Source organism: Chitinophaga niastensis, assembly GCF_003014755.1.
Lineage (GTDB): Bacteria > Bacteroidota > Bacteroidia > Chitinophagales > Chitinophagaceae > Chitinophaga > Chitinophaga niastensis.
On the sequence record NZ_PYAW01000006.1, the window covers coordinates 113,970 to 139,531 of the forward strand.

At 43.2% G+C, this 25,562-nt stretch carries 21 protein-coding genes; 14 read left to right on the forward strand and 7 right to left on the reverse strand.

What is annotated here, in order from left to right; all coding sequences use genetic code 11:
- Positions 1-101: 101 nt before the first annotated feature.
- A complete protein-coding gene (locus CLV51_RS23245; protein WP_106530499.1) occupies positions 102-1,295 on the forward strand; it encodes an SGNH/GDSL hydrolase family protein in 1,194 nt (397 codons plus the stop codon).
- Positions 1,296-1,357: 62 nt separating this feature from the next.
- On the opposite strand, the gene CLV51_RS23250 is transcribed toward CLV51_RS23245, so the two are convergent.
- The 3 genes from CLV51_RS23250 to CLV51_RS23260 all read right to left on the reverse strand — a co-directional run bounded on the left by CLV51_RS23250 (position 1,358) and on the right by CLV51_RS23260 (position 4,489).
- Entirely contained in the window at positions 1,358-2,110 is a 753-nt protein-coding gene (locus CLV51_RS23250) for a DUF2625 domain-containing protein (protein WP_211302093.1), read from the reverse strand.
- A 106-nt stretch (positions 2,111-2,216) separates the two neighbouring features.
- Positions 2,217-3,926: a GMC oxidoreductase gene (locus tag CLV51_RS23255; RefSeq protein WP_106530500.1), complete on the reverse strand. Its 1,710-nt coding sequence runs from the start codon at positions 3,924-3,926 to the stop codon at positions 2,217-2,219.
- Positions 3,927-3,937: 11 nt separating this feature from the next.
- Positions 3,938-4,489 carry a gluconate 2-dehydrogenase subunit 3 family protein gene (locus CLV51_RS23260; RefSeq protein ID WP_106530501.1) on the reverse strand — a complete coding sequence of 184 codons (552 nt, stop codon included), beginning with the start codon at positions 4,487-4,489 and terminating at the stop codon, positions 3,938-3,940.
- Between the two features lie 901 nt (positions 4,490-5,390).
- Between CLV51_RS23260 and CLV51_RS23265 the strand changes: the two genes are divergently transcribed.
- The 4 genes from CLV51_RS23265 (at position 5,391) to CLV51_RS23285 (ending at position 12,710) form a co-directional block, all read left to right on the forward strand.
- Entirely contained in the window at positions 5,391-8,540 is a 3,150-nt protein-coding gene (locus tag CLV51_RS23265) for a SusC/RagA family TonB-linked outer membrane protein (protein WP_106530502.1), read from the forward strand.
- Positions 8,541-8,572: 32 nt separating this feature from the next.
- Positions 8,573-10,144 (forward strand): SusD/RagB family nutrient-binding outer membrane lipoprotein, encoded by a 1,572-nt coding sequence (locus CLV51_RS23270; protein WP_106530503.1) that lies wholly within the window; start codon positions 8,573-8,575, stop codon positions 10,142-10,144.
- Between the two features lie 19 nt (positions 10,145-10,163).
- Complete coding sequence (locus CLV51_RS23275; RefSeq protein WP_106530504.1) at positions 10,164-11,159, forward strand: DUF1735 domain-containing protein; 996 nt, start codon at positions 10,164-10,166, stop codon at positions 11,157-11,159.
- A 363-nt stretch (positions 11,160-11,522) separates the two neighbouring features.
- Positions 11,523-12,710 (forward strand): M20 metallopeptidase family protein, encoded by a 1,188-nt coding sequence (locus tag CLV51_RS23285; RefSeq protein WP_106530506.1) that lies wholly within the window; start codon positions 11,523-11,525, stop codon positions 12,708-12,710.
- A gap of 717 nt (positions 12,711-13,427) precedes the next feature.
- On the opposite strand, the gene CLV51_RS23290 is transcribed toward CLV51_RS23285, so the two are convergent.
- A complete protein-coding gene (locus CLV51_RS23290) occupies positions 13,428-14,966 on the reverse strand; it encodes a DHA2 family efflux MFS transporter permease subunit (protein WP_106530507.1) in 1,539 nt (512 codons plus the stop codon).
- A 123-nt stretch (positions 14,967-15,089) separates the two neighbouring features.
- A complete protein-coding gene (locus CLV51_RS23295; protein WP_245898919.1) occupies positions 15,090-15,713 on the reverse strand; it encodes a TetR/AcrR family transcriptional regulator in 624 nt (207 codons plus the stop codon).
- 222 nt (positions 15,714-15,935) lie between these two features.
- Here CLV51_RS23295 and CLV51_RS23300 point away from each other — a divergent pair, with 222 nt between their 5' ends.
- On the forward strand, positions 15,936-17,060 hold the full coding sequence (locus CLV51_RS23300; protein WP_106530508.1) for a glycosyltransferase family 2 protein: 1,125 nt from the start codon (positions 15,936-15,938) through the stop codon (positions 17,058-17,060).
- Between the two features lie 231 nt (positions 17,061-17,291).
- Here CLV51_RS23300 and CLV51_RS23305 read toward each other — a convergent pair whose 3' ends face one another.
- Positions 17,292-17,651 (reverse strand): DUF1801 domain-containing protein, encoded by a 360-nt coding sequence (locus CLV51_RS23305; RefSeq protein ID WP_106530509.1) that lies wholly within the window; start codon positions 17,649-17,651, stop codon positions 17,292-17,294.
- Positions 17,652-17,762: 111 nt separating this feature from the next.
- On the opposite strand from CLV51_RS23305, the gene CLV51_RS23310 reads away from it, so the two are divergent.
- The gene (locus tag CLV51_RS23310; RefSeq protein WP_106530510.1) at positions 17,763-18,257 is read left to right on the forward strand and encodes a DinB family protein; all 495 of its coding nucleotides are present in this window, start codon (positions 17,763-17,765) and stop codon (positions 18,255-18,257) included.
- 67 nt (positions 18,258-18,324) lie between these two features.
- On the opposite strand, the gene CLV51_RS23315 is transcribed toward CLV51_RS23310, so the two are convergent.
- Positions 18,325-18,795, reverse strand: a complete 471-nt coding sequence (locus tag CLV51_RS23315) for an SRPBCC family protein (RefSeq protein WP_106530511.1) — start codon at positions 18,793-18,795, stop codon at positions 18,325-18,327.
- 98 nt (positions 18,796-18,893) lie between these two features.
- Here CLV51_RS23315 and CLV51_RS23320 point away from each other — a divergent pair, with 98 nt between their 5' ends.
- The 7 genes from CLV51_RS23320 (at position 18,894) to CLV51_RS23350 (ending at position 25,354) form a co-directional block, all read left to right on the forward strand.
- The gene (locus tag CLV51_RS23320) at positions 18,894-19,652 is read left to right on the forward strand and encodes a type 1 glutamine amidotransferase domain-containing protein (RefSeq protein WP_211302094.1); all 759 of its coding nucleotides are present in this window, start codon (positions 18,894-18,896) and stop codon (positions 19,650-19,652) included.
- Between the two features lie 275 nt (positions 19,653-19,927).
- Complete coding sequence (locus CLV51_RS23325; RefSeq protein WP_106530513.1) at positions 19,928-20,941, forward strand: LLM class flavin-dependent oxidoreductase; 1,014 nt, start codon at positions 19,928-19,930, stop codon at positions 20,939-20,941.
- 112 nt (positions 20,942-21,053) lie between these two features.
- Complete coding sequence (locus tag CLV51_RS29665; protein WP_245898921.1) at positions 21,054-21,836, forward strand: DUF6515 family protein; 783 nt, start codon at positions 21,054-21,056, stop codon at positions 21,834-21,836.
- Positions 21,837-21,944: 108 nt separating this feature from the next.
- Positions 21,945-22,451, forward strand: coding sequence for a GNAT family N-acetyltransferase (locus CLV51_RS23335; RefSeq protein WP_106530514.1), 507 nt, complete (start codon positions 21,945-21,947; stop codon positions 22,449-22,451).
- A 175-nt stretch (positions 22,452-22,626) separates the two neighbouring features.
- Complete coding sequence (locus CLV51_RS23340) at positions 22,627-23,697, forward strand: 3-oxoacyl-ACP synthase III family protein (protein WP_106530673.1); 1,071 nt, start codon at positions 22,627-22,629, stop codon at positions 23,695-23,697.
- Between the two features lie 201 nt (positions 23,698-23,898).
- Positions 23,899-24,645, forward strand: a complete 747-nt coding sequence (gene rluF / locus CLV51_RS23345) for a 23S rRNA pseudouridine(2604) synthase RluF (RefSeq protein ID WP_106530515.1) — start codon at positions 23,899-23,901, stop codon at positions 24,643-24,645.
- On the forward strand, positions 24,638-25,354 hold the full coding sequence (locus CLV51_RS23350) for a 4'-phosphopantetheinyl transferase family protein (RefSeq protein ID WP_158267127.1): 717 nt from the start codon (positions 24,638-24,640) through the stop codon (positions 25,352-25,354). The genes rluF and CLV51_RS23350 overlap by 8 nt, the downstream gene beginning before the upstream one ends.
- Positions 25,355-25,562: the final 208 nt, after the last annotated feature.

Sequence of the window (25,562 nt, forward strand, 5' to 3'; positions counted from 1 at the left end):
GTTGATAAGATACAAAAGTATGATTTCTGATAAAAGAATTATATTTTAACAACCTGCAAAATGGAAGCAACGATGTTGCCACTGGATAAATACAAAATAAGATGATTAAAAAGAAGTCAGTATTACTGTTGCTGAGTGTAGTCATTACCGTTACTATAAAGGCACAAACGCCCTTACAATCCGAAAGTTTCATTACACGTTATGGTAACTTAGATAACGTGCTGTATCATATTAAAGCTGATAAAAAGGCCACTATCACGTTTTTGGGCGGATCTATCACTAATATGGAAGGCTGGCGCGACCAGGTATGTAAGTACCTGGCAGCAACTTATCCCGCCACTACTTTCAATTTTATCAATGCAGGTATTCCGTCATTAGGCAGTTTGCCACATGCTTTCCGGCTGGAGCAGGATGTGCTGAGCAAAGGAAAGACAGATCTCCTGTTTGTGGAAGCGGCCGTAAACGACAAGGTAAACGGCACCAATGAGGTGACGCAACGCCGCGCCATAGAAGGCATTATAAGACATGCCCTCACCGAAAATCCGGAAACCAATATAGTGTTGATGGCCTTTGCAGATGAAGATAAAATGGCCGGTTACCGCGCGGGCAAAGTGCCGGTAGAAATACAGGTGCATGCGGATATCGCAAAAAAATATCATCTTCCTTTTATCAACCTGGCAAAAGAAGTAACCAACAGAATTGATGCGGGAGAGTTTACCTGGAAAGATGATTTTAAAAATCTGCATCCTTCGCCATTTGGACAGGAACTGTATTTTAAAACGATCAGGCAGTTACTCGACAGTGCATTTAATAATGAAACGCCGAAACGACTGATAGCCGCAAAGTTGCCACGGGCCAACGATTCATTCAATTATGGGGAAGGTAAATACCTGGACATACACAAGGCTGTTAATAAAAACGGATTCCGGATCGTGGAGTCATGGAAACCATCAGACAATGTACATACGAGAGCAGGATTTGTGAATGTGCCGGTGCTGGTATCTGAGGAAAAGAATGCCGCACTGGAATTGCCATTTACCGGTCGCACTATTGGTATCGGCATTGTGTCCGGCCCTGATGCCGGTTTCATCAACTATAGTGTTGACGGAGGTCCGCGGCAAACAATAGACTTGTATACAGAATGGAGTAAAGGCCTTTATTTGCCCTGGTATTTGATTTTGGGAGATGGCTTAACAACGGGGAAACATGTACTGAGATTACAAACAGGAGAGCCGCATACCGCAGCAACTAATGCGAACGTATGCAGGATCGTATATTTTTTAGTGAACGGATAATTTGGGCAGGGTGTTTTCTGCTGTTGGCCATCGTATAGGAATGGCCAACAGCAAGACTTTGATCAATGATGCCCTGCATCCTTGGTATGCTCATTTTGTAAAGTCCATAGCTCTTCTACGGGCACCGGTTTTTTGCTGGTATTATTTATGTCTTTTCCTTCTTTCGTGAATAAAAAAGGGAAAAAACTCATTCCCTGTGTACCGCTCATTTTAGCTACATCATCTTCCCAGCCGGTCCAGCGGAAATCCTGGTAGAATTGTTTTAAATCTCCGGAGCAGCAAAAGGTAATAAAGTCGGAGTAACCGATCTCCATATTTTCCCACTCTAAATTGTCCGGTGCAAAATAGAAAACACTGCCTATGCCTTGTGAAGAGAGACCACCGGCATTGATAGCAAAGAAACCACCCAACACATCATCTGCTATTAACAAAAAGCCGGGTTGTTCACCTTCATTTGTATAGGATTTGCCTTTATTCCATGCTGGTAAGCTTCGGTTGAGTTTTTCATGGCCGGAGCCTAAAACTCTTATCCAGCCATGATCTACCAGGAGGCCGCCGGTTTCATGAATAATAGCTCCCATAGGAGAGCGTGTAGTCACCTGCGTTAGGTACAGGGCATGATCTGCGCGTGCACTGTCTTTGGGTAGCACCTCAATATGATTGGTAGCGGCTTTAATCCATTTTTGTACTAATTCCCAGCCGGGTTCTTTTGTATTGATCAGTTCATTTAAAGGTTTCATCTTATGAATTTGTGCATTTGTTATTACAGGTGAAATAAACAATGTGATGATGACAGCATACAGGTATAATTTCATTGTAATGTTGTTACAGGGAGTAATAAACGGACGCACGCAAATTAAGTAAAAATCCCGTCTCAGCATGGCCGGGGCGGGATTATATATTTATGGGTGACCGGCAGACTTAAATTTCTCCTTTCTTCAATTGCTGGAATGCATAATCCGCTGCCCTTGCTGTTAAGGCCATATAAGTGAGGGATGGGTTCTGCGTAGACGTAGATGTCATGCAGGCACCATCTGTTACAAATACATTTGTACAGGCATGCAGCTGATTCCATTTATTGAGCATAGATGTTTTGGGATCATGGCCCATACGTACACCGCCCATTTCGTGGATATCCAGCCCGGGTGCCTGTTTGGAGTCACTGGTTTTAATGTTGGTGAATCCTGCTTTGGTATACATTTCGGTCATCTGCTCAAAAAAATCTTTCAGCATTTTCTCATCATTCTCATCGTAGTCCACATCGATATTTATTTGTGGTACGCCCCATTCATCTTTGCGGGTGCTATCAAGTGTCAGGGTGCTTTTTTCTTTGGGAATAGTTTCGCCCATCATGTGAGAGCCCACATACCAGGGACCCACTTCAGGATTGAACAACTGATCTTTTAAGCTTTTGCCAAAGCCGTTGGTGTTGGTGTGGGTACCTCTTTCGGCAGAAAAACCTGCGGCATAACCACGAAGAAAATCTGTTTCCTGTTTAACTACATTACGGAAACGCGGCAGGTACGCACTGGTAGGTCTGCGCCCATCCGTTGTGGAATCCAGGAATCCTTCGTATTGCGCGGAAATATGACCGCGGTAATTATGGAAAGCAAAATATTTACCTAATACGCCACTATCATTGCCCAGGCCATTGGGGAAACGGTGGGAGGTAGAGTTGAGCAGGATCAGGTTAGTATTTACTGCCGCCGCATTTACAAAAATGACTTTAGCATAAAATTCTATCATCTCTTTACTCTTCGTATCTATCACACGTACACCTGTGGCTTTCCCTTTCTGCTCATCGTAAATGATAGAATGCACAACAGAAAAAGGGCGCAGCGTTAAGTTGCCGGTTTTTTCTGCCCAGGGAATGGTGGAAGAGTTGCTACTGAAATAACCTCCAAACGGGCAGCCTCGCTGGCATAAATCCCTTTTCTGGCACTGACCCCTGCCTTGCTCCAGGTGAACGGGCTGTGGCTGCGTTAAATGCGCACAACGGGCATAAATAACCTGTCTGTCTTTATAATTGGCGGCCACCTTGTCTTTGAAATAGTTTTCTACACAGGTAAGGTCCATGGCTGGTAAAAATTCGCCATCGGGCAAATGGGGTAACCCATCTTTATTACCGGAGATACCTACAAATTTCTCTACATAGCTGTACCAGGGCGCCAGGTCTTTGTAACGAATGGGCCAGTCTGTTGCAAATCCGTCGCGTGCAGGACCTTCAAAGTCAAAGTCGCTCCAGCGTTGCGTTTGCCTTGCCCACATCAGTGATTTACCGCCTACCTGGTAGCCACGTATCCAGTCGAATGGTTTTGGTTGTCCGTAAGGATGATCATTATCTTTCACAAAAAAGTGCATGGCATCTTCTTTGAATGCATAGCAGCGGCTAATTACAGGGTTAGCCGCTTTAATTTCCTGCGGTACCTGTCCTCTGTGGGGAAACTCCCATGGAAACTGGTTGGTAGTAGGATAATCTTTTAAATGTTTTACATCGCGGCCTCTTTCAAGTACCAGTGTTTTTAATCCTTTTCCGGTAAACTCTTTGGCTGCCCATCCGCCGCTCATGCCGGAACCTATAACGATGGCATCGAATGTACGGTTTTGCAGACTGGTATTATTGTTACTCATGCTGTTATTTGTTAGGCAATCTTTCGGGTAATAGGTTTCAGTGGTACACATCCTTTGAAGCGGGCGGGCACTAATTCATAGATCTGTACATTCGTCAAAAAGTATTTTGAGGAGATGTACGCCTGTATGGTCAGGTGCTTTGTGGTGTTGTAAAAAAAGGAGATATCGCTGTTATCTGTTTTTTTAGTTTCCCGTTCCTCTAAAAACGCGGCGCTTTGCACCGGGGTGCACTTTTCGAAAGCATAGCCATTTTTCGCTATGCATAGTTTGTTAAACTGTTGTAAGCCACTGAGCCATTTTTGCTGGTCCTCCTTTGTGTAGCAGTCATCTATCATAATTAATGTAAACAAATGCGCAGAGAGGGCCTTTGCGCCCGGGGTGGTAGTAGCCGGGATGATGGCTTCCACCAGTTCTGCCAGCATTTTTTCCTGCTGGCCATCCACCTTAATATTTTTCAGTGCTAAAGAAGCCCTGGTTGTATGTTGCAAACAGGCTGGCAAAAGGGCCATACCGGCGGAAACATATAACAATTGCTTGATAGCGGATCGTCTGTTCACTGACATGAAATGGAATTTTGTATAATGAAACGGATAGTTATCGACATTCTAATAAATTAGCAAAAACGATTTTTTAGGGCGTTTTTAACGTGAAACCAGACTTAAATATAGTAGAATCCGGGAGTTTTTACAAGTAATAATATCAGATCTGGCCTGCATCTATGTTTCACTAAAAATTTTTTTTAAATTAATCTTGTTATTGAAAAATTCAATTCATATATTTGTCTTGATAAGATCAAACACTTGTTTTTACTTTTGAGCGCAACAATTTCTGGTTTTTGAATGCTTTTTAGATTAAATCGATCAACCAAAATCAATAGAACAGGAACGTAATCAGCTACTGCTGCTTGCCAACGTTACAAACTTTGCCGGGGAAATAGGTTCTTATACAGTCCGTGGCAAGCCATATTAAATTTTGTTATTTTTAATAACGATGACTATGAACATAGGCGTTGTAGTTTCTTATGCCAATATCACAAATATTGTTGTAACGGGATTCCTATAGTCTGACTTTAGTAAAGCACACAGTTTTAAGCGTATTTTATTAAGATGAACATATATCTAAACCAAAATCTGATCAATGAGTAAGCGTTCACCTGGGCTCCGCATTCGTCGGGCATGCTCCTTTCATTTTTTAAAAATTTAGGATGGTAAAATGGGATGATTGTCTTTTTGACAATCATAGCCTGTACAATTAGCTAAAATATTATCTAAATCTAAACCAAAATCAGACTCGCGCAACAATCGACTGTTACAGCGCTAACGGGATTTTTATGTCTTTCCACATAGCCCGTAAAAATAACTTCTGCCGATAAATACAGACAGGTAAGCGCTACCTGCATCTCTGTGCGGAATGCTGCGCCCTTAATGGAAAGCAATTATCTAAATCTAAAAAAAAACTGTTCACATGAAAAAAATTGCATCATTATGCTTAACGCTGATGCTTTTTGGGTTGCTCTCCTTTGGGCAAACCCGAACTGTAACCGGGCATGTATCGGATGAAAGTGGCGTCGCAATTGGATTCGCCACTGTTCAAATTAAAGGAACCGTTACCGGTACAATGACCAATGCGAAAGGTGAATTTCAAATCCACGTAAAAAATGGCGCTACACTTATCGTATCTTCTGTAGGATATCTCAGAAAAGAAGTAGCGGTTGACGGACAGAATGAAGTGTCTGTAAAATTAGCAGTATCCTCCAAAACAATTGATGAAATCATTGTTACAGCAGGTGGTGTTACTTCTAAAAGAAAAGAATTGGGGTATGCCAACGCTGTTATTAAAAGTGAAGCACTGGTAGCCGGAAAGGCAACCAACATTGCAGGTGGCTTGCAGGGCAAAGTTGCCGGTTTACAGATCAGCGGAACCGGTGGTGGTGTAAACCCCAGCTACCGCCTGATATTAAGAGGACAACGTTCCTTAACAGGTAACAACCAGGCACTGGTTGTATTAGACAACGTTATTGTAACTACTGATATCCTGGGTAACCTGAATCCGGAAGATGTAGAGAGCGTAGTGGTGCTGAATGGTGCCGGCGCTGCTGCTTTGTACGGTTCACAGGCATCTAACGGTGCGGTAATTGTTACTTCCAAAAAAGGAAAAAGAGGTGTTACAAGTGTAAATATTTCTCAAACAACTACGCTCGAACAGGTAGCTTTCTTTCCTAAAATTCAAAAAGGATTTGGTGCAGGTGGTACTAGTTATGGTACAACTCCCAGCGGAACGGCTCCTTTTTCTTACCTGGAAAACCAATCTTACGGGCCTGCCTTTGATGGTGTAAAAAGACCGTTAGGACCCCCACTGGAAGATGGTTCTCAGGATTCTTCGATCTATTCTTTCAACAACGGACATAATAAGTTTTGGGTAAAAGGTGTAACCAGCCAAACAGATTTTTCTGTTTCTACCGGAGATGAAAAATCAACCTTTTATTTATCCGGTCAGTACCTGAGTTCTACCGGTACAACACCTGGTGATAAATACAAACGCAGCTCTGTGCGGGCCAATGGTACCCGGAGAATCGGCAACACCATCAACATTACCTACAGCACTGACTATGTGCAAAACAGGTATGATATCACCAGTGCAACGTCAGCGATGTATGCCAATATGCTGAACATGCCGAGCAACGTTGACATCACAAAATATAAAAACTGGCAAACAGATAAATTTGCCAACCCTAATGGCTTCTACAATCCCTGGTACCTGAACCCTTATTTCAGCAAGGATAATTTCAGAACAAATTCAAGAAATGATTATCTCACCGGTAATGTGGAATTGAAGTTCACTCCAATAGAAGGACTGGATTTAGTGGCCCGTGAAGGTGTTGTGGCAAGGAACTATTCCGGTAAAAATACTTCCGGCGGCTTTATTTATACTGATTATGCCAAGCATACTGAATCCAGCTCCAAAGCAGATCTCTCTGCAGCGGTATCGGATTACAGCAGCTTTAAAACGCTGTTGTTAACAGATCTGTATGCACAGTATGCCAAAAAACTAGGACGCTTTGATTTTAAAGTATTAGGTGGCGGACAGTGGCACCAGGATCAATCCAAGTTTGTTAGTAACAGTGCAAATGGACTCGTGGTTCCGGGTTTATTTAACGTAAGCAATGGTGTTGGTACACCAGGTGCTGCCGAATCTAATTATCAGTCACGGCAAATTGGTGCTTACGGAAGTGCAACTATTGGCTTTAATAATTATTTATTCTTGCATGTTACCGGCAGAAATGATTGGGTATCTACATTAGCACCTTCCAATCGCTCCTTCTTTTATCCTTCAGTGGATCTGTCTTTTGTAGCTTCAGATGCTATCGAAGCCCTCAAAGGAAATAAAACAATCAGTTTCCTGAAACTCAGAGGTGGCTGGTCAAAAGTAGGACAGGTAAACCTTGGTAACAGTGACGACTTTGGTGCTTACCAGTTGCAGCCTACTACCAGCGGAAAATCATTTGGATTCCCTTATGGTAACCTTGCCGGTTATACCATCGATAATACACTGGTAGCTGCCAGCTTAAAACCTGAAATAACCAAAGGATATGAAGCTGGTTTCGATCTGAATATGTTTGCTGACAGATTTGTTTCCAACGTTACCCTGTTCAGCACAAAAACGGATGATCAGACGGTTAATACAAAAATATCCGCTACTACAGGTTACAATATTTTAAGGACCAATACCGGGCAAACACAAAGCAAGGGTCTTGAAGTAACCGCACACTTTACACCGATAAGAACAACCAAATGGTCAGTAACTGTGGGCGGCAATTTCACCGCACTTGATAACAAGGTTAATTATATCAGTGCAGCGTTACCAAGACTGGCATTATCTACCTATGGTGCTGATGGTCCCGGTTCTTATGCTGTACCCGGACAAGGATTTCCTGTGATCATGGGATATGACTATCAACGTACACCAGATGGTAAAGTAATCGTAGATGGTGCAACCGGTTTGCCTACAAAATCTGATACGATCTCTATCCTTGGTAGTGCAACACCTAAAACCCGTATCAGTCTTGATGCATTAGTAAGATATAAACATTTTACTTTTAGCGTATTATTTGAACATCGTGGTGGTTACCAGGTGTACAATGCCATGGGACCTGAAATGGATTGGTCCGGAACCGGCTACAGAACTGCTATCTACAACCGTCAGCGTTTTGTGTTCCCTAATTCAGTAATTGCGGATCCTTCTAGCCCTGGTAAATATGTAAACAATAACAGTGTAACCGTTAAGAATGGTAATGGTAATAATGGTTTCTGGACAGATGGTATTAACAGGGATGTTACCTCTAACTACGTTACCTCAGGTGATTTCTGGAAGTTAAGAGAAATCTCAATTTCTTATGATGTACCTGCCGAAGCATTAAGAAGAATAAATTTCCTCAAAGGATTAACAATCAGTGTACAGGGTCGTAACCTGTTTCTCTGGATGGCTAAGGATAACTATTATACCGATCCGGAATATAGCGATTCTGGTAATGATAGTAATGGTATTGGTCTCACTGGCCTGGGACAAACACCTCCGTCACGTTATTACGGAGCTACCATATCTGCTAAGTTTTAAAACAGGATGAAGATTGTTTAAAAATTATTATCATGAGAAAACTGAACTTTATAATATTTATGGGGATAATGGTGCTGGGGACCTCCTGTAAGAAATATTTTGACATCAACCAGGACCCCAACAGAGCAACAGCCCCGGCAGCAACTGCTGAATTGATCTTGCCACTGGCGCTTACCGCTACTGCATCAGACCTGAACGGATTTAACAGCTACGGCATGCAGCTGGGCGGTTATGGTGCCAATGCAGGCGGCTTTGGTGGATTTGGAACAGCTATTTCGTATAACTTTTCCTCTAACGATTATAGTGGCTTGTGGAATAATACGTATGATAACCTGGAAGATTATTATACGATCATTACTAAAACAAAGGATAAGCCAACATACAAGTATTTTGAGGCAGTGGCGCGGATTATGCAGGCACATGACTTTCAGTTGCTGGTAGATACCTACAATGATGTGCCTTATACAGATGCATTAAAAGGTGCTGCTAATCTTACACCTGCCTATTCAGATGCTAAGGTGATCTATAAGGATCTGGCAGATCAGCTGGATGTGGCTATCGGCCTTATCAACGCGGGCAACACAACCGTTGGTGCTGTACCGCTGGGTACTTCAGATGTGATTTTTGGAGGAGATGTAACCAAATGGAAGCAGTTTGCCAATACCCTTAAGCTCAGGATCATTTTGCGTGCAAACGGTAAGGTTACTTTTTCCAATACTACTTTCAGTGCAGATGGATTTCTTGCAGCAGATGCGCTCGTAAATCCAGGTTACACCAGGGATAACGGAAAACAAAATCCAAAGTGGGACAACTGGGCATATGGTTATACCGGCACCGATGCCGGCAAAGCATGGATGCCAAATACTTTTGTATTCAGCTTTTACGATGGTACAAAATTATCTGACCCATACAGGGGCGCAAACGTTTATTACCAGTTTCCTAAAACAGGCACAAACAGGCTGGGTGTAGAAAATAATAGTGTGGTGGCCAGTCCTTCCGGTAATTTCTGGTATACAGGATTTAACAGAAAAGGTGCTTCTGCAGTGGATACTACCGGTGTATTAAAAGGACCGGGTGCTGGTTTCCCTGTTATCACTGCTGCTGAAAGTTATTTCCTGCAGTCAGAAGCTGCTGTGAGAGGTATTCTCGCTGGTGGTGATCCTGCTGCCTTGTTTAATAGCGGCATCAGTGCATCTTTTAATTATTTGTATACCATGGCTGATGGCAAAACCATACACGGAGATCCTGCTGGTGATCTTGCCAAATATAAAACAGATAATGTTGGAAGTCCGCTGGTGAATTTTACACTCGCTGTTACAGCTGATCAAAAGATTGAAGCCATTATCACACAAAAATATATAGCACTGAATTTTGTCAATAGCAATGAAGGCTGGAATGAGTTCAGACGTACGCATTACCCTAAGATCAGTAGTGCTGCAAATGCCAGTGGTACTGCCACCTTTGCTTCTTCTGTGTCTGAAAGTACGCGTCCGGACAGGTTGCCTACCAGGGTACTGTATCCTTCTTCTGAAGGTGCATATAATGGAACAAATGTGCCAAAAGGTATCAGTCCGTTTGGTTCCCTGATTTTTTGGGCTTTATGATAAATTTAAAACCAGTGATATGAAACGACTTACAATAAAAATATTACTTTTTTCAGCACTCATGTCCGGCTTAACATCCTGCCTGAAGAAGAATGACATGGCTGGTCTTGACTCGTCCATAAGGGGAAATGTAGTGGAGTTTGACAATACGGGTGATAATGTTGCATCGGCCACCTCTATCTATCCCAGGTTTGCGATTGATCTGGGCGTGATAAATATCGGTGATACCGTTTCTTTTAATGTAAACGTCAGCTACTCGGGTACGAACGTTGCTCCCGAAGACATCACCGTAAACCTTGCATTGGATACAGCCGCATTGAATCAGTTTAACGTACAAAACGGTACATCTTACAAAGCGCCTCCTGCCGCTATATTCCAGATGCCTACGTCGCTTGTTATTAAAAAAGGAACACGCCAAACGCAGATCAGGGTACTTATCAGCAATAACAGCAGCTTTGATTTTAATGTGAATTATGGTTTGCCATTACAGATTACTACTGCTTCCAAAGGCATTATCAGCAGCAATTTCGGCAAAGCGGTATATTCCTTCTCTGCCCGTAATAAATACGATGGTGTTTATACAATGGATGCCAGTGCTCCAATGGTAGATCTTACCAATCCGGCCTTTACCGGGTGGTATCCGCTCAACATGCAGCTGATCACCTACTCCGGAAACTCAGTAGCGCTGTATGATGCGGTTGGTAATGCTTCAAAAACATATGGTCATCCTTTCCATAATGCCGGAAATGCTTCTTACTATGGTAGCTTTAGCCCGGTGTTCTTTTTTGATAATACGGGTAAAATAACCAGTGTATCAAATTACTATGGCCAGGAATCAGGTGGTAATAAAAGATCTGCTGTGCTGGATCCTACCGGCGTTAATAAAATTACATTTAAGGCAAATGGTAAGGTTGACTTTTTTGAAGTGAGCTATATCATGACACAGAGCGTGGCATCACCATATAAGCCGAGAACATTTTTCCATGAAAAATACACTTACCAGAAAGGAAGATAAACAAACAGTAGAGGATTGATCGCTGAAAGCGAATGAAAAATAAAAGCATACTGCAATGAAGAAGGTCATAAAACCGGAACCGTTGCAGTATGCTTTTTTTATGCAAAAAATATTTAATGCCTTTTTCAGGACGTGAAAACTGTTAAAACAGCCCCATTTAACCGCTATCAGGCGCTGGATATGCTAAAGGCTGCGGTCAGCTCTTTCCGGCGAAATGATATAGCCCTGTACACCGGCAATGATGATAATATTGCGGCAGGTCTCTCCGGACAAATAAAAAATTGTATAATTGAGGGTTATAAGGGTGCGCGAGCATTGAGAGGGTGATTTTATCACAGGAAGGAATAAAAAAATTAATGAGCAATGCTTAAAGAAAAGATCCGGCAACTGGCCAGCGAACTGCAAGGGGAAACAATTACACATCGTCGTCACCTGCACGCAAATCCTGAGCTTTCATATAAGGAGTTTCAAACAGCTGCTTTTGTAGAAGGAAAACTACAGGCGCTGAACATTCCTTTTGAGCGGATGGCAGATACCGGTATTGTGGCCTTGTTACAAGGCAGCAGGGCAGCATCTGATAAGGTGGTGGCGCTGCGCGCAGATATGGATGCATTGCCCATATACGAATTAAATGAGGTGGATTATAAATCACGCAATGAAGGCGTGATGCATGCCTGTGGCCACGATGTTCATACGGCTTCCCTGCTGACTACTGCGGCTATTCTCAGCCGGATGAAAAATGAATTTGCCGGAACGGTGAAGTTTATTTTTCAGCCGGCAGAAGAAGTAATTCCCGGCGGTGCCAGTTTGCTGATAAAAGCAGGCGTACTCGAAAACCCGCGTCCGCACAATATTTTAGGGCAGCACGTGATGCCGGAACTGCCGGTAGGCAAAGTAGGCTTCCGGCCTGGTTGTTACATGGCCAGCAACGATGATATACATATTACTGTGAAAGGTAAAGGCGGGCATGGTGCCATGCCACATCTGGGCATTGATCCGGTGGTGATAGCCTGTCATATGGTGATTGCGTTGCAACAGATTGTAAGTCGCCGCGCTAACCCGCTGCTGCCATCTGTGCTGTCTTTTGGAAAGATGCTGGCCAATGGTGCAGGCAACGTGATACCTGATGAAGTGCGATTGGAAGGCACCTTCCGTTCTTTGGATGAAACATGGCGCACAGCCGCACATGAAAAGATCAGGAAAATGGCTGTATCCCTGGCCGAAAGTATGGAAGGCTCCTGCGATATCAAAATCGAAAGGGGGTACCCCGTACTTATCAATGATGATGCATTAACGGCAGCCAGTCGCGCACATGCAGTTGACTTTTTGGGAGAGGAACAGGTAGTAGACCTCGATATCTGGATGGCTGCTGAAGATTTTGCTTCTTACTCACAACAGGCCGATGCCTGCTTTTACAGGCTGGGCGTGCGTAATGAAACACGGGGTATTACTTCCGGGTTACATACGGCCACTTTTGATGCAGATGAAAAAGCCCTGGAAACCGGCGCCGGGCTGATGACTTACCTCGCTTTAAAAACATTGGGTAATTAAGTGAAAGCCTTTTGTATTAAGGGTTCGCAATACCTTTAATAACCTCCTTTTTTTGTTAATCGAAGGTTAACAGTAGCTGATTTGATACATTCACTAGGTATAATGATGTGTTCACGAAATAAGAAATTAAACTAACGTCCATGAGTATATCTTTGGGTCAGGTTTTTCATAGGATATGGTTAAAATATTAGAGGGAGGTATTCTTACCACCCTCTATTTTTATTTTCCCCAAATGTCAATGCCCCATTCACATTACTTTCACCGCTTTATTTTTTTTACCTGAAGCAAGTAGCAGTAATGGTAACACAATCAAAAAGATTATTCAATCAACAAATAACCATCGTTAAAACGTTTGCCTGATTACATTGTTATCCAATAATTTTAATACTTTGTTATACGGCCACTTTTGATGCAGATGAAAAGCCCTGGAAACCGGCGCCGGGCTGATGACTTACCTCGCTTTAAAAACATTGGGTAATTAAGTGAAAGCCTTTTGTATTAAGGGTTGGCAATACCTTTAATAAGCACCTTTTTTTGTTAATCGGAGGTTAACATTAGCTGATTTGATACATTCACTAGGTATAATGATGTGTTCACGAAATAAGAAATTAAACTAACATCCATGAGTATATCTTTGTGTCAGGTTTTTCATAGGATATGGTTAAAATATTAGAGGGAGGTATTCTTACCACCCTCTATTTTTATTTCCCCCAAATGTTAATGATCCATTAACATTACTTTCACCGCTTTATTTTTTTTGCCTGAAGCTAGTAGCAATAACGGCAACACTATTAAAAAAATTATTCCGATCAATAAATAAGCATCGTTAAAACTCAGGAGTGTTGTTTGCCTGATAACATTGTTATCCAGCAGTTTTAATGCTTTGTTATGTGCTTCTGAAACAGTGGCGCCTTTATTTAAAAAATACCGGGCGTAACCGGATAGCCTTGCAGTGACCTGTGGGTTATCTGTGCTGAGATGTGTGATGAGGTCGGAACGGTGCACCGCACTACGATTCACCAGGTAAGTGTTTACCATCGCAATACCAAAGGAGCCACCCAATTGACGCATCATGTTATTTAATGCCGCACCCTGTCCGATATCTGCGGGAGCCAGGGAAGATATTGCCAGTGTGGTGAGCGGTACCGTTAGTATGGCGAGTCCTATACCGCGCCAGATCAATGTGGTGGATATGCTGGATGCGCTGACGTCAAACGTGAAGGATGACATTTGCCAGTTGAACAAAATAAAAAGTAACATGCCGCTACCGATCAGGATCACTGGCGGAATGCCACTTTGCAGCAGCCGGGCAGAAATAATGAGGCCAAGGATGGCCAGGCACGCACCGGGCAATAGCAGTAGCCCTGTTTGCAGCGGACTAAATTGTAACAATCTTTGTGCAAATACCGGCGTAAGAAAAACAGAGCTGAACATGCCAATGCCGGAGATGAAAGTAAGGACGGCAGCAATAGCCAGGTTTTTACTTTTTAATACCCGTAAATTCACCACCGGGTCTGTGGTATGTAATTCCCACCAGATAAATAGTATTATCCCGGCAATGGCCACAGCTGTGAGCCAGGTAATGTAAGTAGTTTCAAACCAGTCTTCGGTTTCACCTCTTTCGAGTACTATTTGCAACGCACTCACACCAATGGCCAGGAGCAGGATACCTATCCAGTCAATTCGCCTGGGAGGAGGTGTGGTGGTGGGTTCCCGTAGCAGTATATAACAAATGAAAGCCACCAGTATGCCTATCGGTACATTGATGTAGAAGATCCAGGGCCAGGAATAATATTCAGTGATATAACCACCTAAAGTAGGGCCAATAGTGGGGCCAACAAACACGCCTATACCAAATAAAGCACCTGCCACATTTTGTTTTTCTTTCGGAAATTGTTCAAATACAATTACCTGGGATACTGATAACAAAGCACCGCCACCTATTCCCTGCAGAAACCGGAATATTACCAGCGTCAGGATATTGCTGGCTTGTCCGCACATCAGCGAGAAAAAAGTAAAGGCAATAACAGAGCCGATATAGTAATTGCGCCTGCCAAGTTTATCTGCTAAAAAGCTGGTCATAGGAATGATGATCACGTTGGCAATGGCGTAGGCTGTAATCACCCAGGAGCTGTCTTCCAGTGTGGCGCCAAGGTTACCACTCATATGCGATAAGGCAACGTTTACAATGGATGTATCAATCAACTCCATGATGGCAGCCATGATAACCGTAATAATCAATAAGGAACGTTTCATTTTCTGGTAATCTTTAATATACCGATCGGTATATTTATGTGTAAATTTTTTTCGGGATATACTACGTCGTCAGCTGAATTGCTTGTTAAATATACCGTTCGGTATATTCAAAGAGAAAAAATATTACGTCAGATCCTGTATCAGTTTTTCTACAGACTGCAGGATGGCTTTTTTATAATGTAATTTACCGGTCAGCTTGGCAATCATGATGGCGCCTTCAATCATAGCAATCATCGTTAATGCGGTTTGCTCCGGATTTACACCAGGTTTGAACTCTTTATTGGCGATACCTTTTTTTATAATATTCACAATGGAGTTTTTCCATGTATTCAGTCCATCACAGGCTTTTTGTTTCAGCAAAGGATGGGTATCATCTGCTTCTATAGCAGTATTGAGAATAGGGCAGCCACCAGTAGGGAAGGAGGATTTCAGGAAGTGATCGTATACGCGCACATATCCCAGCAGCTTACCTTTACAGGTGGCTTCCTTCTCTATCTCCTGCCGGATAATAGCATATATCTTATTCAGGTTATAATCAAAAGCAGCCAGGGCCACCTCATCCTTATTGGCAAAATTGCCATAAATACTCCCCTTAGTCAAACCAGTGATATTGGTCATATCATTCAAAGAAGTACCGGTATAGCCTTTCTCATTAAAGATAGGCGCTGTCATTTCTACAATAAACTGTTTTGTTTTATCTGCTTTGTTCATCATCTTAAAATTGATGCCGGTGTAAAAATATACCATTTGGTATTATCTAAGAAATTTATTTCCGCAGATGCTCTTTGATAAAGAGATACGCCATAACATGTTTAAAATAAACTTGTATTATCCAGAGAAATAATCCAGGCAGGGTGGCGGCTATTGATCAGGTGTCTTGCAGGTATATTTTTTTATATATCTTTGCGGCACTAAAAAGGGTAACTGCAATAAAGCAGTGATTTCCTGATGTATTTATTGAACTAGTCTATGGCCAAGCAAGTGAGTATTGATGTTGTTATTCCTTCTTTCCGTCTGGAAGAAAAATATTTATTACCTATTCTGCAGTTAAAGCGGCCGGAATCGGCTATTATCAGATTTTACCTGGTAGCAGACAATCCTGCGCTGGTACCAGCTGAAGCTATCAAATCACTGGTAGATAATGAGCACGTATTTCTTACTGTCAATTCCCGGAACCTGGGCGCTGCCTTAACCCGTAACAAAGGAATTGAAATGGGGCAGGGCGACTGGATACTTTTTCTGGATGATGATATTGTTTGTAATGCTGATCTGCTGGAGACTTACGTGCATGCTATTGAACAATATCCTGAGGAGATCGGATTTATTGGCCTGGTAAACTTACCGAAGCCTGGTAAGTCTTTCAGCCATGCTATCCTCGCTAATGGTTCTATGGATACATTTACGCTGGCTGCTAAATATGATAGTGCAGCATGGGGTGCTACGGCCAATCTCATGATTAGCCGTAAGGCAGTGGGGGATGTGCGTTTTTCTGAGCGATATCCAAAATTTGGCGGTGGTGAAGACGTGGATTTTTTCATCAACATCCGGGAGCGCAATGGCTACCGCAACTATAAAACATTGCCGGCAGCGGCAGTAGCGCATCCCTGGTGGGATAATGAAAACGCCAACTTCAAACGTTTCTTTCGTTATGGTGTGGGGAATAGCTTTTTACCGCAACTGAATCCAAAATATGCTTACCGCGATTTGTTGGATGGCCCGGAAACGCTGTTCATGGCAGTTTTAGCAACGATAGTACTGTCAGTTATAAATATCCATTGGCTGGCGCCTATGCTTACATTGATAGGAGGCATACTGCTCATCGAAATAATAGCCATTATTGTACAGGCGCTCAAAAGAAAAGTGAAGCCGTCACTGGCTACCTTCCGTTATATGGTGCAGCTGCGTTTTGTGTATGAAAGCGGCATCCTGTGGGGTAACCTGACCCGCTTCAGACTGGCAGGTATCAGTCAGCGGTTTAATTTTGACGGTAGTTTCCCGAAAAAAGGTAAAATCTTTGAAACCAATACCTACAAAACTATAAAGTGGATCTTATATCCCGTGTTGGTTTTCTTTATTGTTAAAAGGTTTATGTGAATATAGCAATGTGTATATATTAAAAGAGAGGTCAGGGTTAAACCTTGACCTCTCTTTTAGTATATACGTAAACGTTATTTTTTATCGTATAATTTGATGCGGAGTCTTTTTGCAGCTTTAGTACAGCATATAGGTTACAGGCATACATTGTATGTATCTGCAATTTAATATAAATGATAATATGATATGTGTATTATTTTTATGTTGATAAGAATATGATTTTCAATGGAATCACTTACTTTGTTTTCCATACCAGTTGATCATCTTTCCCAAAATTTCATTCACAGTTTCCATCGGAATATCTGCCTCCGGATCTATCAGCAGGATCTTCATACGGGCGCGCTTTTCGGGTAACAGCAGTCGATGTGCGATGTTTTTACCTTCCACAATACCCAGGTAGGGCTGCCGGAAAGTTTTGTGCATCCATAGATAGCAGCACATTTTTCCATTATAACAATAGAACGGCATTTTGTATTTCCAGGCTTCCGTAATAGCGGGGTGGTATTGCAGTAAATGTGCTCTCAGCGCGAGCAGGCAGCCCTTTGCGGGCTCCGGCTGCGTATCAAACCATACATCAATGTCTCGTAGCATGGACAGGGTTTAGTCCCGAAATTAAATTTTCTTTTTTATTTCTGATCACTGCTGACATAGGGTTGTCACTCCCCGGTTTTTTCTTTGTATCAACAACTAAAAACACACACTATGTCTACCATTATTCAAGCCTTACTGAAGGAAATGGATCAGGAATCCACTACCACCCGCAAAATGTTGCAATGCATTCCGGAAGACCGCTTAGACTGGCAGCCACATGAAAAAAGTATGACCATAAGGCGACTGGCTACGCATCTGGCGGAATTGCCTACATGGGTAACGATGGGATTTACCACAGACGAATTGGATTTTGCTAAAGGAAACTATGAAGCTACCGAGGTAAAAAGTAAGGAAGAGCTGATAAAACTCTTTGAAGATTCCCTGGCGGATGGCAGAACACACCTTGAAAAAGCAAGCGAAACGCAATTCCCTGAAGCATGGGTGATGCGTAACGGGGAAGCGGTGCTATGGAGCACTACCAGGGCGGAAGTGATCAGACATACTTATTGTCAGATTGTACATCACCGCGCACAATTAGGTGTATTCTTACGGTTACTGGATATTCCCATTCCCGGAAGCTATGGCCCCAGTGCCGACGAAAATTAACGAATAGAAAATTAAACGGGCATAAACAGTGCGTTCTCTTTGTACGGGCACAAAGGGAGCGTACTGTTTATTTTGCTTTGCAGTAGTTGGCAAAGCATTGCAGAATGAAATCCCATCCCTCGTTGCTGTTCATCGCTTCCCTATATGCGGCAGCGTCTTCCCCATGATTATCAAAATGGCGGTGCCCGAAATCAATTTTTACTTTATGAGCTCCCTCCGGAAGAAAATGGAGGAATACTTCGCTGGCTTTTTCAGGGTCGGGTTCCGGCGCGCGTGTAGGACTTATTTGCCATGAAAAGGCAATGCTGGCACCGGCTGTTACGAAGATTACCCGGCCCCAGTCGCAACTGAAATTATAAGGACCTGTTTCTGTACACAACCCGTTTACTTCCGGCTTTATGGTCATTTTTACCAGCTTGTTACGCGACCAGGTATAGTCTTTAGGCCACCACTCATTAATCTCCTGTACAAATTTCGTATAGGCGGTACCGGCAGCAACCGGTAATGTCAGGTGTCTGGATATGTTGGGTGTTTTCATACTGTCCTGAGATTAATTTGCTATCTTAAACAAGGATACATTGGAATTGTTTGAAATAACAGGGGCTTACTTGCCAGGTATCTTCAAAAATCATAACGATGAAAAAAGTCCTGATGCCTTTACCAACTTATGGTTTTGATCCAACAGAGGCGGCTATTCCGTGGCTGCTGCTAACGGCGCACGGGTACGAAGTGGCGTTTGCCACACCCAATGGTTATAGCAGTTTAGCCGATATCCGGATGTTGAGGGGGGAGCAGCTGGGTATCTGGAAGTGGCTGCTGCAGGCACGTTCCGATGCTGTTACCGCCTATTATCAAATGTCCAACAGCGACAACTTTTGCGCGCCCCTCAAATATACTGATATACAAATGAATGAATATGATGCACTGTTGTTACCTGGCGGGCACGATAAAGGCGTGCGGGAATACCTCGAATCCGCGCTGCTGCAAAGTATAGTTGTTGATTTTTTTGTTGCGAAAAAGCCCGTTGCAGCTATTTGTCACGGGGTGGTACTGGCTGCCCGCAGCATCAATCCCGCTACCGGCAAATCTGTCTTACATCCTTATAAAACTACCGCTTTGTTGCAATCGCAGGAGCTCGCGGCCTATCATCTCACAAAATTATGGCTGCAGGATTATTACCTGACTTACCCTGTAACAGTAGAAGCAGCCGTAAAAGCAGCTTTGAGCGATCCTGCTCATTTTTTAAAAGGACCGGCGCCTTTGTGGAGAGATACCGCTGCACACCTGAACAGGGGCTTCACGGTAACCGACCGTAATTATTTATCTGCCCGCTGGCCGGGAGATGCGTATCGCTTTTCTATGGACTTTATACAGCTTTTAGCGGTTAGCTTTTAGCTTTTAGTAAAAATCACCTTCGCGTTAATCACTATACAGCATTTAGCGGTTAGCCATTAGCTTTTAGTAAAAATCACCTTCGCGTTAATCACTAAAAGCTAAAAGCTAAAAGCTAAAAGCTAAAAGCTAACCGCTAAAAGCTAACCGCTAAAAGCTAACTGCTTTCCTAAAGGTTATCACCTGACCGGCTTCTAATGGCAATAGTGTAAATTTGTTAATGGCTGAATTTGCAGTCATCATGAATCAATAAATGAATCATTATAATAGCCTGAAGTATGAGTAAGCAGCATGGATCAATACGCCCGCTATCCGTTCTGGATCTGGCCCCGGTATTAGAAGGAAAAACGCCAACAGACGCATTTCACAATAGCCTCAGACTGGCAAAGCACGTCGAACAATTAGGATTTAACCGTTTCTGGATGGCAGAGCACCATAACATGGTGAGTGTGGCGAGTTCTGCTACAGCGGTATTGCTGGGATACATTGCCGGTGGCACAAGCACCATCCGGGTTGGGTCAGGTGGTATTATGCTGCCTAATCACGCACCGTTGGTGGTGGCTGAACAGTTTGGTACGTTAGCCTCTTTGTATCCGGATAGAATTGACTTAGGTCTGGGACGCGCCCCTGGCACAGATCAGGTTACTGCCCGTGCGCTACGCCGCGACAGTCTCGGTGCCGGTAACGATTTTCCGGAGCAGGTAGCAGAATTACAAATGTATCTTTCATATGATAATCATACCAGTGCTGTGCGTGCCATTCCTGGTGAGGGACTGGATATTCCTATCTGGATATTAGGCTCCAGTACAGACAGTGCCTACCTCGCAGCCGCTATGGGACTGCCTTACGCTTTTGCCAGCCATTTTGCACCGGCACAGTTGCATGCTGCTTTGAAAATTTACCGTCAACATTTTAAGCCATCAGAATTTTTGCAGGCTCCTTATACAATGGCCTGTGTAAACGTGATTGCAGCTGATACAGATGTGGAAGCAAACCGCCTGGCTACCTCTTTTTACCAGTTATTCCTGGGCATTATACGCGGACGGCTGCGTCGTATGGGCCCTCCTGTAGATAGTATGGATGGCTTATGGACTGAATATGAAGCTGCACATGCAAAACAAATGTTGTCCTGCTCCTTCATTGGCGGACCCGCTACTGTACAACAGGGCCTGCAGGCATTCCTGGATGAAACACAAGTGGATGAGGTAATGTCTACCGCACACATTTATGACCAGGATGCCCGGTTGCACTCTTACACTTTACTCCGTAAAGTGTTCAATGAGCTGACCTGAATATTTCTGTAAAGCCGGAAGATCATTGTTCAGAACAATTATTGGTATCGTGCTGTTTTCTTATAGAGACACAATTAAGATAACACCTCAATAACCTATAAAGATCCGAACTATGTATCTTCCATCTGCTAAGCAATATTTTAGTATTGCGCTCTTATTCTCTGCTATTTTATTATCTTCTTACAGCTTCGCCCAACGGGAACGGGGTGAACGGGAGCGGCCGGCTGAACGCCCCGGGCGGGAAGACAGAGCTGCTAATAATAATGTTAACCGCAATAATAACGTGAATGTTAATCGCAATAACAATGTGAATGTTAACCGCAATAACAACGTTAATGTAAACAGGAACGTTAATGTAAACAGAAACGTAAACGTAAACAGGAGTGTAACCGTCATTAATCGCCCGGCTTATCGTGTGTATCCTGGCCGTTATAGTTACTACTATCATCCTTACAGGCCCTATAGCTGGGGACCCGTGTGGCATCCGATAGGATTCCTGGTGACTACGCTGGCGGTAACAGCGGTGGTGGTGACTGTGAATAATCAAAAATATCATTACGATAAAGGCGTGTATTACGCGCCTGCGCCTACCGGAGGGGGATACACCGTAGTGCCTGCGCCGATCGGTGTAGTGGTGACTACCATTCCGTCGGGTTACGCTACGGTACCTGTTTCGGGCAGCAATTATTATTACTATGGCGGCGCATTTTATTCAAAGTCAGGTAGTTCCTATAAAGTGGTGGCACCACCGGCAGGTGCGGTGATTACACAACTACCCTCAGGTGCAAAAGAAGAAACAATAGATGGCAAAAAGTATATGGCCTATAACGGCACCTATTATCAACCGGTATCAAATAATGGCCAGAATGGCTACGAAGTGGTATCGGCGGAATAGATAATGTTTGTGCTCAAAGGAAAAGCTGTTTCAAAGTAATTTTGGAACAGCTTTTTTATGCTGGTGCTGTTTTAATTGTATATTTTGCGTGATCTAAAATTTTTTTTTATGGAGATATTGAATAGCACAATGAATGATATAGACCGGATATTTGACCTGTATGATGATGCTGTTGCTTTTCAAAAGACCCGCTTCAACAAGCATTGGCAGTCGTTTGACCAGGAGATGGTAGCAACAGAAATTAAAGAAGGCCGGCAGTGGAAAATTGTTGAAGATGGCGCTACTGCTTGTATATTTGCTTCCGCTTTTAGTGATCCGTTTATCTGGGGAGAGAAAAATACTGATCCTGCAATTTATCTCCACCGCATTGTTACTAATCCACTTTTCAGGGGCAAAAATTATGTGCTCACCATTATCGAATGGGCAAAAGTGTATGGTAAAAAGATGAACAAAGATTACATCCGTATAGATACCTGGGGCGATAATCAATACCTGATAGACTATTATGTAAAATGCGGATTCACTTTTTTGGGGTTGATGACACCGGAAGATGCAGCTACATTACCCAGTCATTATTCCGGAATTTCACTAAGTTTATTTGAGATAAAAATTTGATGAAAAATGTTTGTAATGTGATGGAATAAAATAGCCCGCTGCGGTTTAATATCATGACAAAAAGTCTCTTTTGTCAACGCAAGGGTTACCAGCCATAAACAAATGTTTGTATCTTTATATAAATAGGTTGTCAGGTGGCAGCTTAAAAAACGTAGTACGTAGTATGATTCAAACAATGCGAACAGTTATAACGGGTACTGGTAGTTTTATCCCTGTTAACAAAAAGATCAACAGTGATTTTTTGATCCAGGAATTCTACAGTGAACGCCAGGAGCGTATTCCTTCAGAGGCTGCGGTGATCATCCGGAAATTTGAAGAGGTCACCGGCATTTCTGAGCGCAGGTATGCAGATGTAGATATGAATGCTACGGAAATGGCCATTGCTGCAGCTATTGCGGCTATCAAGGACGCAGGGATAGATCCGGAAACCCTGGACCAGATCATAGTGGCGCATAATTTTGGCAATGTTTTAAAAGATACTATTCAGTCGGATGCAGTGCCTTCGCTGGCTTCCCGCGTAAAACAGGCGCTTGCTATCCGCAATCCGGCCTGTATTCCTTACGATTTATTATTTGGTTGTCCGGGTTGGATTCAGGGCCTGATACAGGCAGATGCTTTCTTTAAAGCGGGTCTTGCTAAAAGATGCCTGGTAATAGGAACAGAAACACTGAGCCGTGTAATTGATTTGTACGACAGGGATAGCATGATCTTCAGTGACGGCGCCGGTGCAGCCATAGTAGAGGCTATCAGCGATACTGCAACAGCAGCCGGTATTATCAGCGCCAGTGCGCAGTCTTATGCCATCGACGAATTAAACTACATCTTCATGGGCTCCTCTTACGCTCCGGATGCCGATAAGAATGTACGATATATTAAAATGCAGGGCCGCAAAGTATACGAGTTTGCGCTGAAACGTGTACCTGAAGCGATGAAAGCTTGTCTGGATACCGGTAATATTGATATTGCCGATGTGAAGAAGGTTTTTATTCACCAGGCAAATGAAAAAATGGATATCGCCATTATAAAGGCTTTCTATTTATTATATGGCATTAAAGACATACCAGTGGATATTATGCCTATGAATATCCATGAACTGGGTAATAGCTCTGTAGCCACCGTTCCCACTTTATTTGATATGGTAAGAAAAGGTGTGATTGCCAATCAGGCCATTCATGCCGGCGATGTCGTGCTCTTTGCCTCTGTAGGGGCGGGGATGAACATCAATGCCATTTGTTACCGGGTGTAGCCATCGTATAAGCATGACCGTGCCCCGGCGATGGTAGTGCTTGTGTGGTATTATCCGCTTTTTCACCAGCCATACATAAGGGCTGTATTACAACAGTTTGCATAAATTAAGCAGGGGCGCTATTGCGCTCCTTCTGCTGTTGGTGGGATGGCTCAGTTTTGCCCGGTTTTAAGTAATTTGCAGGTGATTTCAAAGGTAATTATGGATATAAGCGTTAACAAATACATCAGTGAAACGGGCTTTTGCAGCAGGAGAGAAGCTGATAAATATATTGAGCAGGGACGTGTGACCATCAATGACAACATCGCCTCCAAAGGCAACCGTGTTAAGGATGGGGATGTTGTGGAAGTAGATGGGGAGCCGCTGAAAAAGAAAAAGGCCACTGTTTATATTGCGCTCAACAAGCCCAAAGGGATTACCTGTACAACGGATATGAAGGATAAGACAAACATCATTGACTATGTCAATTTCTCTTCCCGTATTTTCCCGATTGGCCGGCTGGACAAACGTTCTGAGGGACTCATCTTTTTAACGAATGATGGAGATATTGTCAACAAAATTTTAAGAGCGGGCAACCAGCACGAGAAAGAATACATTGTTACAGTAGATAAACCTTTTGACCTGGAGTTTATTAAGGCTATGCGCAATGGAGTGCGTATACTGGGGGTGACTACTCAAAAATGTTTTGTACAGCAGGAGGGCGCCAACCGTTTCCGTATCATACTGACCCAGGGCCTCAACAGGCAGATTCGGAGGATGTGTGAGGCGTTGGGATATGAGGTAGTGGCATTGAAACGCACCCGTATCATGAGTATGACCACAAAAGACCTGGCGACAGGCCAATGGCGGTACTTTACCAAGGAGGAAATCAACAGCATCAACGCGATGGTAGCCAACAGCAGTAAAACCGATAAAGGAGGCAGCAATAATGACGGAATGGATGAATAGTCTTTTTTTGTCGACGATGATCAGCAGAAAAGAGCAATCTTTTCCGGTGTCTATCGCTATTTCCAGCTTGCCCGCTGCAGCTTTGATTTCCAGGGCACACGACTATTTGCATCCTGACGAATATACCACCTTAACCGGTGCAGCACAACATCATTATCTGCTTGGCCGCCATGCTGCAAAGCTGGCGGCAGTGGATTATACACAAGCCAACCCCACTTCCATCTGTATTACCCCCGGCGTTTTTGGTCAGCCTGTTTTATATTGTCCGGTTGACAGTAATATACAGGTGAGCATCGCACATACCCGCAACAGCGCCACTGCCATTGTTTTCCCTGAGTGGCATCCGATGGCAATAGATATAGAAGCCATCACAACAGATAAAGAAATACCAGGATTATTGCCGGCAGAAGCACGATTGTTTGCTTCACTCAGTTATAGTCAGGCAGCGTGGCAACTATTGCTGTGGACCGCCAAGGAAGCGCTTTCCAAGGTATTAAAGACAGGACTTACTACTGCAATGGAAATTTTCAGCGTAGCCGCTATACAAGTGCAGGGTGATTTTATCGTTTCCACTTTCACCAATTTTGCACAATACAAAGCCATCAGCTGGATTGCCGGAAATATGGCATGGGCCATTGTTTTGCCGGAGCGAAGCCAGATAGATACCAACGCATTAGAAGTGCTGTCGGGGATTAAATCAAATTTCTGATAAAACAGAAAGAGACATAGGGACTTTTCATATTTGCAATATATTTTTTTCGGGTTTATATTTCTGCGTGGAATATTTTGCTTGCGGAATTGTTTTATTGATACAGGATATTTGTATTAAATTCCTCCTGTGTGGCAAAACCCTTGTTCGTAGCCTGTTACAGGTATTTGTATTTTTATTTGGGTAGAGAATCTTTTATTCTTAGATA

Excerpts from the sequence above, each read along its gene's own strand:
- CLV51_RS23245 (WP_106530499.1), top strand. The coding sequence starts at position 102 with ATGATTAAAAAGAAGTCAGTATTACTGTTGCTGAGTGTAGTCATTACC.
- CLV51_RS23250 (WP_211302093.1), bottom strand. The coding sequence starts at position 2,110 with ATGAAATTATACCTGTATGCTGTCATCATCACATTGTTTATTTCACCT.
- CLV51_RS23255 (WP_106530500.1), bottom strand. The coding sequence starts at position 3,926 with ATGAGTAACAATAATACCAGTCTGCAAAACCGTACATTCGATGCCATC.
- CLV51_RS23260 (WP_106530501.1), bottom strand. The coding sequence starts at position 4,489 with ATGTCAGTGAACAGACGATCCGCTATCAAGCAATTGTTATATGTTTCC.
- CLV51_RS23265 (WP_106530502.1), top strand. The coding sequence starts at position 5,391 with ATGAAAAAAATTGCATCATTATGCTTAACGCTGATGCTTTTTGGGTTG.
- CLV51_RS23270 (WP_106530503.1), top strand. The coding sequence starts at position 8,573 with ATGAGAAAACTGAACTTTATAATATTTATGGGGATAATGGTGCTGGGG.
- CLV51_RS23275 (WP_106530504.1), top strand. The coding sequence starts at position 10,164 with ATGAAACGACTTACAATAAAAATATTACTTTTTTCAGCACTCATGTCC.
- CLV51_RS23285 (WP_106530506.1), top strand. The coding sequence starts at position 11,523 with ATGCTTAAAGAAAAGATCCGGCAACTGGCCAGCGAACTGCAAGGGGAA.
- CLV51_RS23290 (WP_106530507.1), bottom strand. The coding sequence starts at position 14,966 with ATGAAACGTTCCTTATTGATTATTACGGTTATCATGGCTGCCATCATG.
- CLV51_RS23295 (WP_245898919.1), bottom strand. The coding sequence starts at position 15,713 with ATGGTATATTTTTACACCGGCATCAATTTTAAGATGATGAACAAAGCA.
- CLV51_RS23300 (WP_106530508.1), top strand. The coding sequence starts at position 15,936 with ATGGCCAAGCAAGTGAGTATTGATGTTGTTATTCCTTCTTTCCGTCTG.
- CLV51_RS23305 (WP_106530509.1), bottom strand. The coding sequence starts at position 17,651 with ATGCTACGAGACATTGATGTATGGTTTGATACGCAGCCGGAGCCCGCA.
- CLV51_RS23310 (WP_106530510.1), top strand. The coding sequence starts at position 17,763 with ATGTCTACCATTATTCAAGCCTTACTGAAGGAAATGGATCAGGAATCC.
- CLV51_RS23315 (WP_106530511.1), bottom strand. The coding sequence starts at position 18,795 with ATGAAAACACCCAACATATCCAGACACCTGACATTACCGGTTGCTGCC.
- CLV51_RS23320 (WP_211302094.1), top strand. The coding sequence starts at position 18,894 with ATGAAAAAAGTCCTGATGCCTTTACCAACTTATGGTTTTGATCCAACA.
- CLV51_RS23325 (WP_106530513.1), top strand. The coding sequence starts at position 19,928 with ATGAGTAAGCAGCATGGATCAATACGCCCGCTATCCGTTCTGGATCTG.
- CLV51_RS29665 (WP_245898921.1), top strand. The coding sequence starts at position 21,054 with ATGTATCTTCCATCTGCTAAGCAATATTTTAGTATTGCGCTCTTATTC.
- CLV51_RS23335 (WP_106530514.1), top strand. The coding sequence starts at position 21,945 with ATGGAGATATTGAATAGCACAATGAATGATATAGACCGGATATTTGAC.
- CLV51_RS23340 (WP_106530673.1), top strand. The coding sequence starts at position 22,627 with ATGCGAACAGTTATAACGGGTACTGGTAGTTTTATCCCTGTTAACAAA.
- rluF (WP_106530515.1), top strand. The coding sequence starts at position 23,899 with ATGGATATAAGCGTTAACAAATACATCAGTGAAACGGGCTTTTGCAGC.
- CLV51_RS23350 (WP_158267127.1), top strand. The coding sequence starts at position 24,638 with ATGAATAGTCTTTTTTTGTCGACGATGATCAGCAGAAAAGAGCAATCT.